Genomic DNA, 15,425 nt, shown 5'->3' on the forward strand with positions numbered 1-15,425 from the left:
TATTGCCAGCTTTTCAGTTTATTGCCCTCTCCTTCCGAGCGGGTTGCAAAGGTAGAAAAAATTAATACCCACGCAAAGGCTTTTGGCTGTTTTATCGGCAGGTTTATGCTAAATAATTGGTTTACAGCTGAAAATAATATTCATCGGGATAAAACAATTGGGGGATTGGGCTGTTATATGGGGATTTTTAGGCCCAGGCCAGCCGTTTTTTTACCATTAAGGAGTTAAGGAAATTAAGGGTTGAGAGTGATTTTTTGTTTTTGGGCACCTTGAAGGAGTGTTTTGCACAGGCTGTGCCACTTAAACCCCTGCCTGCAGCAGGCAGGTGATAGAACGTAAAGCCCGGAGCGAGGTACGAGTGAGGACTTGAAGGAATAGCAGGACGACCACATGCTACAATGCACAGGAACTTGCTTTGCTGATGGTAATGATATACTTATTAACTGAGGAATAGCTTTCCCCAGCCTGTTTTACACCAGCCCCTCCATATAGAATACGTTAAACTTATGTCCATCGGGATCGCAGAAAACAAAACCATAATAGCCCTCTCCAAATTCTTCCGGCTGAGAAACCAGCTTCCCTCCTGCCTTTTCAATTTCTTTGGCCCATTCGTTTACTTCGGCTTTGCTACCAGCGGAAAGGGTAAATACCACTTCATTTCCATGCTTCAGGTCGACGATATCGCCATGAATATTGGGTTTAAGCACATCCTTTAAAAAGAAATGAATGACGAAATTACTTTCGCCTACCAAAAAGCTGGTTAAATCTTTAGATGAACCATTGGGCTTAAAGCCAATTGCAGAATAAAACCTGGTTGTTTGCTCCAAATCGTTTACAGCCAAATTGGCCCATATCTTTCTCGTTTTCATAATATGATGTTTTTGTTTTATCAAAAATAAGTAATAACCACGCTTTTGATGGGGTGCATTCGGGCTAAAATTGAACAGCATTTGTGCCAAACTTGAGCTAAGCGGGATTAAAATCGATCACAAACAAAAAGAGAGTGCTTTTAAGGCACTCTCTTTTTGTTAATCTTCAAAACTAAAGGTTATAACTTAATTACTTTCACCACCTTTCTTTCTGTACCCTGACGTACTTCTACCAAATACACGCCGGCAGGGAGCTCGGAACCAAAAGTTAACTGATCGGTAGCAGCTATTTTAGCTTCTTTAACCAATTGCTGCGCTATATTATATACCCTGTATTGCAATGCTTCGTTACTAGGGCTTTCTACCTGCACTTTAAATCCGGTTGTACTTGGATTTGGCCAGGCCGTAATTTTTAATCCCAGCAACGAGCCAATGGTATTGCTGATCTCGTTGCCCAGCGAAAACTCATCCGTACCCGCAGCACTGGCTTCCTTATTGAGTAATAATTCGGGCCTATTGTTGTTAGCTTCGCGCGAATTAAAGGTTACCAGGTTACCCGATCCTTTTGCGCCCTGATTAACGAGCCTGATAGAAATGATTTTTTTACCTAAAGCCAGCTGGCTGTTGATATAGGCAGTTACATCCAGTTCGTACCAGGCACGTGCTGTATTGTTAACGGTATAACTACCCAGTGGTGTACCGCTTTCTGCAGGTTTATTGTTCCAGGTAATGGTGCTTTCGCCCCAGATTGTATTTGATAAGCCAAACACTGATATGGTTCTTGATGGATTAACCTCAACACGGGAAGCATATACCCTGATTTTTGCGCTGTTTACTGCCGAACCAGTAAATGCGCTGTAATCAAAACGCAGGTAAGATTCTCTTAAAAACGACCAGTTATCGCTGCTTACATCGAGGCTTTTCGAATTTCCGCTATTGGCGCCAGCGAAAAGCCCATCGCGAACAAAAGCATCGGCTACCGGATTAAGGGCTAAAGCTTGTGCAGGGTTTACCTTCACATTAACTGTTGCAGCCGTAGCAATCCGGCCTAAATTATCGAATGCTTTTGCGGTAAGCGTGTACATGCCTGGCGAAACATTATTCCATACTACTGCATACGGTGCCGAGGTTGATTGCCCTATTAATGCAGCGCCCTGATAAAATTCTACTTTAGTAATTGTGCCGGTAGTATTGGCATTAATGGTAATGTTTGAATTTGCAGAAAATGATGCGTTGTTTAACGGAGCAGTAATTGCCACTGTTGGCGCTGCGCTAACCGTAACATTTACAACTGCAGATAAGGCTGTTGCGCCATTATCATCGGTTGCCTTTGCGGTAAGTGCATAGGTTCCAGCCGGGGCATTGTTCCACATGAAACTATATGGGCTAGTTGCTGCCTGACCTAAAAGTGTGCTACCCTGATAAAACTCTACTTTAGCAATTGAACCATCTGTATCGCTGGCATCGGCTTTTATAATAAAATTTGCACCTGCTGGAATGGTTGCAAGGTTTGTTGGCGACGTGATAGCCACCGCTGGTATGGCATTTATCTTAATCCTCACCGTATCTGCAACTGCTGTTCCTCCATTATTATCGGTGGCCTTTGCCGTGATGTTGTAAAATCTGGTGTTGGGAGTATTCCAGGTATAACTATATGGTGCAGTAGTAGATTGACCTAAAAGCGTACTGCCTTCATAAAACTCTACTTTGCTGATTGTTCCGTCGCTATCAGTAGCATTGGCGGTAATGGTAACATTTGTTCCTGCGGTAAATGCAGCAGCGTATGCTGGTGAGCTAATGGTTATTGTTGGCAAGGTGTTTATGGTAACTATAACAATGTCTGATGTGGTTGTACCTCCATTATTATCGGTTGCCTTGGCAGTAAGGCTATAATTTCCGGCAGCTGGATTGTTCCAGGTAAAGCTATATGGCGCAGTAGTTGATTGCCCCAATAAGGTACTGCCCTGATAAAATTCTACTTTAGCAATAGTTCCATCGCTATCGGCCGCATTGGCATCGATAGTAGCATTTGTTCCGGCAGCAAATACAGCATTATTTCCCGGCGAACTAATGGCTACTGTTGGCAAAATATTTACGGTAATCTTAATCGTGTCTGACACAATTGTACCTCCATTATTATCGGTTGCCTTTGCAGTAAGGTTATAACCTCCGGCTGCAGGATTATTCCAGGTAAAGCTATAAGGTGCAGTAGTTGATTGCCCCAATAAGGTGCTTCCATGATAAAATTCTACTTTAGCAATAGTTCCGTCAGTATCGGCTGCATTGGCTTCGATAGTAACATTTGTTCCGGCAGTAAATACCGTATTATTTGCCGGCGAGTTGATGGCCACTGTCGGTAAGGTATTAACGGTAACCTTAACCGTGTCTGATACAGTTGTTCCATTATTATTATCTGTTGCCTTTGCAATAAGGCTATAATTTCCCGCAGCAGGATTATTCCAGGTAAAGCTATATGGCGCAGTAGTTGATTGCCCCAATAAGGTATTGCCCTGATAAAATTCTACTTTGCTAATTGTTCCATCTGCATCAGCCGCATTGGCTTCGATAGTAACATTTGTTCCTGCAGTAAATACCGCATTATTTGCAGGCGAGCTAATGGCTACTGTTGGCAAGGTATTAATGGTAACCTTAACCGTGTCTGATACAGTTGTTCCATTATTATTATCTGTTGCTTTAGCAGTAAGATTATAATTTCCCGCAGCAGGATTATTCCAGGTAAAGCTATAAGGTGCAGTGGTTGATTGACCCAAAAGTGTGTTGCCCTGATAAAATTCTACTTTAGCAATAGTTCCATCCGCATCGGTGGCATTGGCGTTAATTACAACACTATCGCCTACTGTAACTACTGCATTGTTCACTGGCGCAGTAATCGATACTGTTGGCAACAGGTTAGCCACATCAACAGCCGGATAAACTAATTTTCTTGCGCCATCGTATCCAATTGCATAAACACTTGTAGAGCCTGCACCATATTGAACGGTTGTAGTTGCGTTTGCAGTAGTTGCTTCTCCGGCACCATAAATAGCCACATCGGTAAGTACTTTTTGGTTATAGGTTTCGAAGGCTACTGCATTGGCCCATTTGGTATTATCGATTTTAAGGTGTTGGTATTTACCGTTACACCAACTGTAGCAACAGCTGTTGTTGCCAAGGGTGTAAGGTTTTTAAATGTATTTATGGTATTTGCCGAAATGTAATTTAAAACCGGAGATACTGGCTTTGGATATCCTTTAGCCTGTACAGCGGCAATTAATGCATCAATCTGCGCTTGTGTAATGGTTAGTCGCTTTATAGAATAATCGTCGATATCGAGGTCAATTGGTAAAAGGTAACCGCTTTTAACAAAGAAATCGGTCAAATCTTCATGAACGGCATCGCAGGTGGCACTTACAAAATTAAGCAATAACTGACCTTCGTTTAGTCCGGTCTGACTGGTTGTACGCATTTTTTCCAGCACATCGCAATACCAAAAGGCCACATCTGGCTGCCCAACCGGAGCTGGCGTACCCGATAAGCGTTGTTGCATGGTAGGCAGATTTTTACTTGCACCTGCAAGCTGGTAATACAATTCCAATTGCCATAAAGGTACCAACCTCACAAAAACATCACCCTGTGCCTCCATGTGTTTTTTCTGGATCAGACAATTATCAAACAACGATCCGTAGCGGCCTCCATACAAGCTGGCAGCACCCGCTTTTGGCACATCGTTACCTTTTTCGAGCCTCGTTGTATTTAAATAGTTGGTACTGTATAAATATTGTATCCAGGCCGAATTCACATTATTGGTAACCTCGGTCATACCGATCCATCTGGCGCCCGGTCTAACCTGGTTATTGTGTCCAAACTCGTGAGCAATGCCCCATGGATCTTTAAAAACACCTGTCGGACTTGCCAGGTTGGAACCGTCCCCCCCCACACCAATGGGATAGTTTACGCCATCGCCACCTGCATTGGGGTTTCCATCACCAGTTATCGACCTGAAAAACATGTGATTTTTAGGCACCCTGTTATATTTGGTAAGGCCATTTAAGGTATACTCGTTGTGCACAATGGTATCGTAAGCCACAACCAGTGCTTTTCCACTCGATGCTGAATTGCTTATGAGGATATTTTTGTTCAGATTTAAATTAACATAGGTTCCTTTAATATCCAGTTTCGAATACACGCCGTTAAGCAGCATCTGGGTCCATTGCTCGTTGGTATCGGTTAAAGGATTGTAATATCCGTTTACCTGCCCCGTAGTAATGTTAATCTGTACGGGCTGCAGATTTGGACTATCGCTAAAATAACCAATGTAGGCTAATCCATCGTGTAGCACATTGACAATGTTTACCCCTTTTTTCAAGGGGTAACTATCGGTAGTGGCACTGTAATCCAATCCAAAATCTTTAATTATTAATTGTGGATTTACCCCATAAGTATCGCCAACAAAAACAATAGCTTTGGTATTGGCCTTAAAAGCAATACCAGTTGGGTTCTCGACCCTGTTTAAGCCGCTTGTTTTTAATATGCCTTCTACAGTTCCCGGATTTGGATAAAAATCGTAGGTCTGCACACGGTATTTCTTATTATAGCTGTTGTTGAAAATACACTGTGCCAAAGATTTAAAAAATGGTGAGGCAATTGCATCGATATCGGTTTGGGTAATTCCGGGCTTCAATGTAGTATGCAAATCGTCGGCAAAAATATTGGTGTACAAATTACCAGCACTATTTTTCTGGTAGAATTGCATTTCGGCACAACTGGCAAAATTGTTTTTACCTGTAAGCACTTTAACCACAATTTGGGTAACATTGGTTAATGCTGTTGGAAAACTGATCTGATAGGCTGCAGAACTGAAACCGGTATCAAAATTCATTAATTTTGTTAAGGTAGTTTGTGTGGTGGTTTTATACCAGATTTCGCCTGTACCAAAAATACCATTGGAGCCGCCATCCTGCCTGGGTACATAGCTGATATAATCGATAGTTGGATTGGCAGTAAAATTATAGGTTAAGCTCATCGGAAATCCACCACCGGCATAACTAGAATGGTATAAAGTAGCGGTGTTGTTATCGTAAGTACGCGATATATCTTCGCCGCCATTTGCCGCCGGGCTTACGCTTGCACTCGAAATGCCGAGTTTAATATCCGAATAGGCGGTAAAATCTTCTGCTATCGGATTGTCGCAATCTAGAGGCTGAACGAACGGTCCGGTTTCGGCAGAGCTAAAATTGATTTCAGCACAACTCGAAAAATTACCCCCGGCGGCCCTGATCACAAAACGCACGATGTAAGGCCTTACAATCGGACTGGCTGTCATATCGATCGTTTTTACGGTGTTATTTTGGGCCCAGCTGATATTGCTTAGCTTGCTTACAAAAACCGAAGGCGCATCGGACGTGGCGTAATAAACATCTACAGTGGTCCAGATACCGTTTGGCCCCGATTGCCTTGGTGTATAATCTACTTTGTTAATGCTTTTTACACCAACAAAATAAAAATCTACCGTATCTGGCATCGCATTTAACGACCAGTTAGAGTGGTAAATGGTGGTTAAGTTGCCATCAAAGGCTTTAGTAATTTCGCTACCACTTTGCGATGGCCGTTTTGAAGCGGCGGCGGTAATGGTGACCGGGTTTTGGGCATTTGCAATTGCACAGAGCAATAACATTGCGAGAAAAGAGAGTAATCGTTTTTTCATCTGGTTAGGGTTTAAATTTAAATAATAAGGAATTTATGCTTGCCTTTCAGCATCACGCCTTAATCAGGCGGTTGGTTTAGTTTTTATTTAGTTTTCGGGGAAGAAAATTTACAGCAAGGCCAAATCGCAAAGTATTGGCCAGTGGGTTGCTTCTTTCGGAGGTTACCAGGTATGACATATCGATACTGTATATCTGATATCTGAATCCTGCTCCGAGGGTAAAATAGCTGCCATCACCTTTCTGTACGTCCTGATAGTTATAGCCGGCACGAAAAACCATCATATCTTTATACAGCAATTCGAGTCCGGTTGAGAGGCCTATTTCTCTGAGTTCTTCGTTAAAACCTCCGGGAGCATCGTTAAACGAGCCAAAAATCCCTGCCGGAACAGACCTGTTGGGGTCTTTTCCACTAATAATCTTGCCATCTGGCGAATAAACGGGCTGGGTAGGTATAAGCAGTTTATTTACATCTAAGGCAAGGGTTAGCTTACTTTCATTGCCAATAAAGGCAACTGCGGAGCCAAGCTTGAGCTCTGTTGGTAAAAAATATTGCTGCCCGGTATTGCTGTAACTCATTTTTGTGCCAATGTTGGATATGTTTATCCCTACCGACCAATTTGCTGGTCCGCCAAACATCATTACTTCTTTTCTGTAGATGCCAGATATATCGGCAGCCAAAGCCCTTCCGGGTCCGGTTTGCACACCTGACATGGTTACGCCGGTAAATAAACTGCTGTTGATGAAACGAATACTTCCACCGAGTGCGAATTCTTTTCCAAAACTCCTGGCATAGGTAATATCAGCTGCAAACTCGCTGGGGCGTGCAGTACCAAGCTCCTGCGAGTTATCATCAGTAAGATTAACTGAGCCCATAGAGAAGTACCTCAGCGAAGCGCCTATGGTATTGCGCCCATCCAGATTGCGATAACCGCTCAGGAAAGAAAGGTTCATGTCGGGCACCAGATTGCGCATCCAGGGTGTATAAGTTAATCCTACCCCTGTCGACCCCTCAGGAAGGTAGGCCATCGATGCAGCATTAATGGCAGCCGAATGTGCATCGGCCTCTACAGCCACCCCGGCATTCCCCATGCCACCAATACGCGCACCTGGCGTAATCCGTAAAAAGGGAGCTGCAGCAATCAGGCTATTGGTTCTGTTTCCATTTATATCTCCTGCCTGCTGGGCAGCTACGTCTGTAACAACTAAAGCAATTAAGGTTAAAAGGAAAAATATTCTATTCATTGTTTAGATTATGGGTTTAAAATTTCTGGCACTTATTCAAAAAAACTATCACCTTCAGTCTCCTTAATCCCATACCAGTCCCAACTTTTTATTTCGATAAACGATTACATGAATCACCATTTGCGTAACATGAAACAAAATAAAACAGTCGATTTTAGGCAATACTGTATCTGTCCGTTATTTCAACAGGATAATTGTTTCAAGATGTTAGCTCTTGCAATATTTATTAATCGTTTACCCGATTGTTACCAGCAATTCATTTGTTTGGTTAGCTTATTAAAATGTTTGTTAGGATTGGTATTGATCTTAGTTAGAGACCTTATTCAAAGCTAGTTACATTTGATTTATGCGAAAGAGAAAAGATAGCACAAACGTTTGTTTAGTGGCGAATCGCCTTCAGAAAGGTATTTAAGTGCTATAAATCCTATAGATTATATTTCATATCTGCCATAAAACTTTCAAGAATGATGCAACGCAGCAGTGTAAAAAGTAAAAATCAATAAAGTCTGTGTACCATTTTCAAAATCTGGCATTTAGTACCACACTTTCCTGATTATTTGCGAAAGGAACAGCAGATGTAAATTTATTATTACAAAATAATAAAATGATCGAAACAAATAATCGACAAAAAAGATTGGAGATCTAACAGGCTAAGGCTTGCCTGTGAAAATGAGTGCTTTACACGCAAACGTTTGTGCTTTATTTCATTCAGGAATTTTGCGCTTGCAGGCCAACAGCCCATTGTAGTGATTCAGCGTGTAGGTGCATAGGCCAACAGGAACTTTCTGGTAAGCTGCCACACGCCACGCATGATAATTAGCAAAGGGGCTAAAAACAAAAAAGCCTCAACTTTTTCAAGTTAAGGCTTTTGTTGCGGAATGGACGGGCCTCGAACACCATATGTATATCTTTGATAATTAGTTTTTTAAAACATATCACCATCGCCTGCTCACTATTTGACTGTAATTGATTAGTATTAATACTATTTGATACAATTTACTTGTCAGTTTTGCGTAACACAGATAAACCAGAGCATATTGATCCCTCTTTATCAAAAACAACTAATCAGAAAGAGCCTAATTAATGGCTGATTTTGCTATGCAATAAAATTAGCAGGATAGGGTCAATCAAATTGGTTTATGTCGTCAGAGCACAATTTTGTTCTTACTCAAAATCTAAAAATGTTGGCAATAAAGTAACCTTCCAAGGTGAACTAAATTTACTTTCAAGAACCCATTTTTTCTCAATCATTTTTTTTACTGAAACTTGTTCATTATTAGCTTTCCCTGCAAAAGTTAATAAAATAAAAATACAAGCTGTAAGAGTGAGTTTCAAATTAGAATTAATCAATAAAACCCATTTATTCTTCCAATAACGTACAAGGAAAAAGAAAAATTGATCAACAATATAAAAATAATTAACGCTACCCTAAAAGTTCCTTTTGAATTCTGCTCTTTAGACAGGCCTTCAAATTTCTTAAAATACTTTTTCCACGTTTGATCATGCACAAATGCAAAATAGTTTATCAAAATAATGCAAATCAATGGTATCAGTTCCTGAAAAGAAAAAAAATCGACATAGTATCCTCTGTGAAAAAATTTGTAATATATTTTAAAGGAAGCCCATGTAGATAATTCTAAAAAAATAATGGCCAAAGTCGCCGTTAGATCACTCGGGAATACTGATGGTGACCATTCCCCAAATTTGTAAAACTTATAAAACAAGTAATAATAAGCCTTTTTTATTTTCATCATAATTCGTGCTTAAGATTGTCAGTGAACATGCCACATCAAATCCTTTTCATGTGCCTTGGTAGTCTCTTGCCCTTCCTTTAGCATAAGCACCTACTACAAAATATACCACGGAGAGCCCCGCGCCAACTGGCCCACCATAAATCCCTACTAATGTCATCATTCCATCTGCTGCAAATTTAGCTGGATGTACTTTCCCATTAATCATATCACCATCGCCTACTCACTATTTGCTCACCATTTTTTTGCCACTATTTGACTGTAATTGACTAGTATAAAGATAAGTATTAATACTATTTGATACAGTTTACTTATCAGTTTTGTAGAGACATTTTTGCAATATTACCTACCTATTTTCGCTCATAGTTGTCTGCCCTGAATTTAATTTTACACAAGATATATCAAAATAAAAAACTATTAATACAAATGCTAAAACTTAATAATTACAACAACTAAAAAAAGTAAAAAAACCACAATCAAAGTTGAAAACACAATCTGCTTTGCTTTAGGCATTTTAGTATAAACATTTAACTGCACTTCATCATTAACTAATTCTTTAAGAAATTTAGATAAAAAATAATGCAGAGAAAAAACGGCAATTAGAATAATAAAATAAACTGGGCTATATCGCTTAATAACAGGCAGTACGTTTCTCCAAGAAGGAAAACATTTAAACGCAAATATAAGCACGGTAAATACGAGAAAGACTAGTTCAACTAGAATTAAGTTTAATGCCCTGGTAATCGAAAAGTTTTTATCAATATTTCTTCCCATAAAAAAGCTGTAATAATTTAGAAAATAAAATTTAAATAGACGCTTCATCTTAGTATATCTTATATGTTTTTCCGACAGCTTTATCAAGCCTATAAATTCCAAGCTAAACGAAGAGTCAACATCATCTATGTAGCTTGCTACCCATTGCATAATATACAACCGTAACAAACTATAAAGTGACAGCGCTACAAATTCATAAGATTCTTATCGCCCATGAGGAAATTCAACCTAAATTTATCTTTATTCTATTCCAGTAATTTTTCCCATGATATGAAAGGCAAGTGCAAGATTACCAAAAACAAATGCAACAAATAGGATTACAGCCCATGTACCTATTAAGTTTTTATGTTCGGGCCATTTATCAAACTTTTGAACATAAGTTTTCCAACTTTTATTATTTAAAAATGCGTAATAATTTACAATTACAACACCGGAAAGTGGTATCAAGGTTTGCAAGGAACTGAAAACAAAAGTATCATTTCTATCAAAAAATTCGATATAATAAAATTTTAAGGAGATTAATAACAATATTTCAAGGCAAGCGATTGCAAAAGTCGCAGTAAAATCACTCGGTAAAACTGATGGAGACCATTCCCCAAATTTGTAAAACTTATAAAACAAGTAATAATAAGCCTTTTTTATTTTCATCATAATTCGCGCTTAAGATTGTCAGTGAACATGCCACATAAGATCATTTGCATGTGATTTATATTACCGCTGAAGTATCATACCTCATCTTGCCGAGAAATAAGTGACACTGACACCTGCGCCAATCGGCACTAAAAAACGAATTGTTCAAAACGACTCAAGATATTCCATAAATAAGTCTTCTTAAAAATAAAACACCACACCCAATTATGATAAAGGACCCAAAAAAACAACAAAAAAACAAAACTGTATTTTTCCCTTCACTAAATGGATATTTGCCAATTCTTTCCCTCATTGCTTTCCTAAATACTTTTCTGTACTTCCGCCGTACCACAATAAAAACAAGCAACCATAATAAACATACTAAAGCAATAACTAACGGCGCTCCATAATTGATTGCCTTTAACTTAATTAGAAACATAAAAATTATAGAAAAAAGAAACAAGACTATGTTTGCAATCATAACTGAAACGATGTTAAAAGTCCGAAGTACAATATTTTTTGGACTGAACCTTTTCATACGTGTTAAAAACCGATAGGTTACAAACATTAAAAAATCTAATATCATTTGTTTATATCTTTACTTGTCAAAAATATTCTGCTCAATGGACTTTCCATTATAAAGCCAGGATCCTAGTTCCAATGCACCATATCCTAGTGTTATACCTGCTGTTACCGGATTAATAAACATCATTGCAGCAGCAAATACACCAGTTCCAGCCCAAAAACCAACATGATCGCCAGTTGTAAGGTGCTCTTTCGAACTAAAAGCTTTATTAAGATAAACACCCGTGTTTAGCACTTGACCTGCAGCTCCTAAGTATTTCCCGGCAGTCTTAACATAACCGAGGGTTTTCATTGTCTCTTGAGTATTGATCAATTGAAAGCAGAGCCGTCGTGTTCGATTGCTGTAGTATAAGCTTTTTGACAATGGGCATTGTACAAAATGAATTGATAAATTCCTTTTTATCATGTTGTGTTGCACTAGACAACATGATGCCTATAGGCCAAAACATTAAAAAATGTAACAGGGGTTATATATGGATAGCCTAGTCAACATCTTTAATAATTGTGCATCTAATTTTTAATCTATTAATAGAACTTATGATTTCTGCCGGCAATGATTGGTCATAGGAAATTTCTTTTAGATATTTAAACTTTTTAATGTTCACTAACAATGTTTTATTGTCAGTATATTTAACATGCTCTAAAATTATATGATGAATTGGGAGATCTATCAAATACTCTAAACCCTCTAATTTTACATATCGAAATCTGATCTCTTCCAATGTCTTGAATTTAGATAACCAAACAGGTATCGCGTAGTATTCTGGTTTTTGCATTAAATTAGCACGAAATGTAGGCTGGAAGACAAGTTCTTTAATCATATATATATGCTTCCTTAACTCAAAGGGCAGATCCCCATCATAAAAGTCGGGAGTTGCGAATAATAAGTGAGGAGAATTGCTGATTCCTATAACCGAACATTTCGGGCTTATAAACAACATTTTTCCTTTTCCTTTAGGATGATTTAAATCAGCACGAATAGTATTCCCTTCTTTAAGAATAGATCTCGGAATACTATCTTTTTTTGGTTCTTGCATATAGCAATATAACGAAAATGTAATTAGTAAACTTAACAAAACAATTGGGCATTGCTTTAACTACAGTTGAGAGGGAAAGGAACAATTTAGGCTGCCTCCCGGCAATCGAATTTGCGTACAGTTTTGGTCCGAAACGGACTGTACAGTTTCATTGAAATACACATTTTAACAAGTGACACGAGTGCTTCATCCAGCCGAAGTCATAATTTGGAAGATAACTTATTCTGCCAATAGTAATAACTGCATAGAACTAGGGGAAATCAGAACTATTTTACTTTCATCAAATTGCTTTATATAATATAAAGTAGGGAATTTACCATCAATCAAAAAAACGCAAAACAGATTATTATCATAATGATCAACATAGTAAGTTCCAAAATATTTTTTCCCTCCAATAAATTCTATCATTTCCCTACCAATAACCCCATTCATTGCCATTTCTTCCTTATTCGTAAAAAGTAATTCACTCTCACCATAGCTCCATTTTTTGTCCTTAAAATTTTTAATAAATTTATTCGCATCAAGAATCGCGGATACATGAAAAATAGGGTAATACGTATATTGAATGCCATCTAACTCTATTAGTAGTTTATTTTCAGTTAGTTCAATTATTTTTAGAATAAGATTTTTTCCTATTTTTAATTCCTCGTTTGTTATAACATAAGGATGTACAGATTCACTTTTATTTCCAATATTTCTAGTAAGAGCAAAATTTTGTTTTTTCTCAAAATCTAAAAATGTTGGCAATAAAGTAACCTTCCAAGGTGAACTAAATTTACTTTCAAGAACCCATTTTTTCTCAATCATTCTGTTTACTGAAATTTGCTTGTTATTAGCTTTCCCTACAAAAGTTAATAAAATAAAAACGTAAGCGATAAAAATGAGTTTCAAATTGGAATTAATTAATAAAATGAAAGAGCAATAACTATAATCGCGTTTATTTTTGGTTAAATATGTATGCATATAAACCAACAGAAATAAAACCGATCAAAATAATTATCCAACTGAAACATCTCATAATCTTGGTATCCCATCTACCACCAATCAACTGTGTATAAATTATTTGATATTTTTTTTTAAACAAAATATTATAAAAAAAGTAAATCAACAAGACTAGAAAAATTGGATATAATAGAAGAGCTGTTGGCCTTCCTCCCGTAACTAAATTAACTATTACACAAACGAAGGTAACAATTAGACAAGCCAGTGAGCATGCTGTAATTGCAAAAGCAGTCCAATGAGGAACATCGTTTCGATAACTACCGTCATTGTAATAGGAATTGTATATATGAAAAAAAATTATTTTTACAATATTCATATTAATTTGTTTTTTCATTAAACACATAATTTAATGCTTTTTCAGTTACCCCAGTTGCATTTAAAACTCCCAATGTTAAAGAAACTCCAAGTCCAATTGGATTACTTTTTAAAAATAGTGAAGCTACATTTATGCCTACTTTAGCTAAATTGGTATAACTAAAATCTTCAGACATGAGCTCCACTACAGAAGTTACTACACTCGTAATTCCTAAAACTTTTCCTGCCGCACCAAGTATATTGTTTACCTTAGAAACATTTTGGAAACTTCTTGAAAATGCAGCTACATACGCTCGAGCAGCGCTTGTTGCAGCTCTACCTATAACAATCCTCTCTGCAGCAGCTCCATTAATAGCGAGAAATGACTGATACACAGAAATCTTATCACCCTATTCGCCAATTTTTCCACTTGCCTTAGAAATTAATGATCCAAAATCTATCCAAGACGTATTATTTGTTGATGTTTGTTTCGAGTTACCTGCATAAAATGTCCTATACTCACCACTCACTCCGTTTTTCTGTATAGAATTGCTATTTGCATCTCTATAGAATGACCCATAGGTGAGATAACCATCTTTATCTGGTTTTAATGCCTGGATTCCTGTTCCCTCATAAAAAGCCTGTGAAGCAGAATCTTGTGCCCAACCGTTCATGCCCCAGGTACCATTATTACTCATTGTCTCCGCACCGCTGGTAAAGCCCTCCAAATTAGAGCCAAATGCACTAAAGCGAGAACTGCTGTTCCAAGATGCCCCATAACTTTTGGTATAAGCAAGTGCAGTATTCCAAAAATCAGCATATTGCCCGGTAACAGGACCAGCAGCTTTGTCTCCTTAAGGGTCATTAAAGATCAGCGGGCTATTCAGCGCATACTGATAAACCGTCATACTTTCACTGGCCTCAGCCAATGGGTCGGTTGCGATAAATCTTCCCAATGCCGCATCGTACATCCGGTAAAATGTCTGCTGCAAATCCGGTAAATCGCCAAAATCGTTCTGCCATGCACCACCATCATTATACGTTTCTCTTTAGAAACCATTTTTAGTCTTGAACAAACCATTTTTGATCAATCTGAACTAACCCATCACTTAATAAATGATTTTCTAATTTAAATCAAACTTAAATATCGCTTCTAATTTGTAGGCTTGGCAGTAAAAATTGTTTAAATATCGAGGAGAATAATCCGACAAAAGAAGGTTTTGGGGACGGCAGACAATAAAACATAATAGGTATCCAAAAAGAGAAATTAATTGGAAACTAAATCATTTAACTTTTTTACTACAAGATCCACTGAATTTTTCTGTTCGCGGCTAGTAGGATCATAACCAGTATCCAAGTCGTAAGTAAGCAATTTCTCCAGGTAAATGGTTAAAGACTCCTTATCGTTAATGTATCTCAATATATGATTGACATATTTACTGTACTCATCCAACGAGGTATTTTCTCCAACATTTAAAGGATCCCAATCCGATAAAATCTGATTAATCGCTATAGTTATATTTTTCATGTTTTTTC

Annotated in this window: 14 protein-coding genes; all 14 read right to left on the minus strand. The window is 38.0% G+C overall.

The window, feature by feature from the left end:
* Positions 1 to 470 precede the first annotated feature (470 nt).
* The 14 genes from OC25_RS15210 to OC25_RS15285 all read right to left on the minus strand — a co-directional run bounded on the left by OC25_RS15210 (position 471) and on the right by OC25_RS15285 (position 15,417).
* Complete coding sequence (locus OC25_RS15210; RefSeq protein WP_039477930.1) at positions 471 to 869, minus strand: VOC family protein; 399 nt, start codon at positions 867 to 869, stop codon at positions 471 to 473.
* A 179-nt stretch (positions 870 to 1,048) separates the two neighbouring features.
* Positions 1,049 to 3,919 carry an Ig-like domain-containing protein gene (locus OC25_RS15215; protein WP_039477667.1) on the minus strand — a complete coding sequence of 957 codons (2,871 nt, stop codon included), beginning with the start codon at positions 3,917 to 3,919 and terminating at the stop codon, positions 1,049 to 1,051.
* Between the two features lie 35 nt (positions 3,920 to 3,954).
* A complete protein-coding gene (locus OC25_RS15220; RefSeq protein WP_082018614.1) occupies positions 3,955 to 6,573 on the minus strand; it encodes a M60 family metallopeptidase in 2,619 nt (872 codons plus the stop codon).
* A 76-nt stretch (positions 6,574 to 6,649) separates the two neighbouring features.
* Positions 6,650 to 7,816, minus strand: a complete 1,167-nt coding sequence (gene porV, locus OC25_RS15225; protein ID WP_039477669.1) for a type IX secretion system outer membrane channel protein PorV — start codon at positions 7,814 to 7,816, stop codon at positions 6,650 to 6,652.
* A gap of 1,164 nt (positions 7,817 to 8,980) precedes the next feature.
* Entirely contained in the window at positions 8,981 to 9,166 is a 186-nt protein-coding gene (locus OC25_RS15230) for a hypothetical protein (RefSeq protein ID WP_039477670.1), read from the minus strand.
* 830 nt (positions 9,167 to 9,996) lie between these two features.
* Positions 9,997 to 10,341, minus strand: coding sequence for a hypothetical protein (locus tag OC25_RS15240; protein WP_156131489.1), 345 nt, complete (start codon positions 10,339 to 10,341; stop codon positions 9,997 to 9,999).
* Between the two features lie 240 nt (positions 10,342 to 10,581).
* Complete coding sequence (locus tag OC25_RS15245; RefSeq protein WP_039477673.1) at positions 10,582 to 10,992, minus strand: hypothetical protein; 411 nt, start codon at positions 10,990 to 10,992, stop codon at positions 10,582 to 10,584.
* A gap of 577 nt (positions 10,993 to 11,569) precedes the next feature.
* Positions 11,570 to 11,848, minus strand: a complete 279-nt coding sequence (locus OC25_RS15255; protein ID WP_039477675.1) for a hypothetical protein — start codon at positions 11,846 to 11,848, stop codon at positions 11,570 to 11,572.
* Between the two features lie 190 nt (positions 11,849 to 12,038).
* Positions 12,039 to 12,593, minus strand: coding sequence for a ribonuclease H family protein (locus OC25_RS15260; RefSeq protein ID WP_039477676.1), 555 nt, complete (start codon positions 12,591 to 12,593; stop codon positions 12,039 to 12,041).
* Positions 12,594 to 12,812: 219 nt separating this feature from the next.
* Complete coding sequence (locus tag OC25_RS15265; protein WP_156131490.1) at positions 12,813 to 13,484, minus strand: hypothetical protein; 672 nt, start codon at positions 13,482 to 13,484, stop codon at positions 12,813 to 12,815.
* Positions 13,485 to 13,912: 428 nt separating this feature from the next.
* Positions 13,913 to 14,284, minus strand: a complete 372-nt coding sequence (locus tag OC25_RS27950) for a hypothetical protein (protein WP_156131491.1) — start codon at positions 14,282 to 14,284, stop codon at positions 13,913 to 13,915.
* Between the two features lie 15 nt (positions 14,285 to 14,299).
* The gene (locus OC25_RS15280) at positions 14,300 to 14,587 is read right to left on the minus strand and encodes a hypothetical protein (RefSeq protein WP_039477680.1); all 288 of its coding nucleotides are present in this window, start codon (positions 14,585 to 14,587) and stop codon (positions 14,300 to 14,302) included.
* 156 nt (positions 14,588 to 14,743) lie between these two features.
* Positions 14,744 to 14,881: an RHS repeat-associated core domain-containing protein gene (locus OC25_RS27360; RefSeq protein ID WP_209435602.1), complete on the minus strand. Its 138-nt coding sequence runs from the start codon at positions 14,879 to 14,881 to the stop codon at positions 14,744 to 14,746.
* 275 nt (positions 14,882 to 15,156) lie between these two features.
* A complete protein-coding gene (locus OC25_RS15285; RefSeq protein ID WP_039477681.1) occupies positions 15,157 to 15,417 on the minus strand; it encodes a hypothetical protein in 261 nt (86 codons plus the stop codon).
* Between the last annotated feature and the right edge of the window lie 8 nt (positions 15,418 to 15,425).

The sequence above is a fragment of the Pedobacter kyungheensis genome (assembly GCF_000812965.1).
Classification (GTDB): Bacteria; Bacteroidota; Bacteroidia; order Sphingobacteriales; family Sphingobacteriaceae; genus Pedobacter; species Pedobacter kyungheensis.

Excerpts from the sequence above, each read along its gene's own strand:
- OC25_RS15210 (WP_039477930.1), bottom strand. The coding sequence starts at position 869 with ATGAAAACGAGAAAGATATGGGCCAATTTGGCTGTAAACGATTTGGAG.
- OC25_RS15220 (WP_082018614.1), bottom strand. The coding sequence starts at position 6,573 with ATGAAAAAACGATTACTCTCTTTTCTCGCAATGTTATTGCTCTGTGCA.
- porV (WP_039477669.1), bottom strand. The coding sequence starts at position 7,816 with ATGAATAGAATATTTTTCCTTTTAACCTTAATTGCTTTAGTTGTTACA.
- OC25_RS15240 (WP_156131489.1), bottom strand. The coding sequence starts at position 10,341 with ATGGGAAGAAATATTGATAAAAACTTTTCGATTACCAGGGCATTAAAC.
- OC25_RS15245 (WP_039477673.1), bottom strand. The coding sequence starts at position 10,992 with ATGATGAAAATAAAAAAGGCTTATTATTACTTGTTTTATAAGTTTTAC.
- OC25_RS15255 (WP_039477675.1), bottom strand. The coding sequence starts at position 11,848 with ATGAAAACCCTCGGTTATGTTAAGACTGCCGGGAAATACTTAGGAGCT.
- OC25_RS15260 (WP_039477676.1), bottom strand. The coding sequence starts at position 12,593 with ATGCAAGAACCAAAAAAAGATAGTATTCCGAGATCTATTCTTAAAGAA.
- OC25_RS15280 (WP_039477680.1), bottom strand. The coding sequence starts at position 14,587 with ATGAGTAATAATGGTACCTGGGGCATGAACGGTTGGGCACAAGATTCT.
- OC25_RS15285 (WP_039477681.1), bottom strand. The coding sequence starts at position 15,417 with ATGAAAAATATAACTATAGCGATTAATCAGATTTTATCGGATTGGGAT.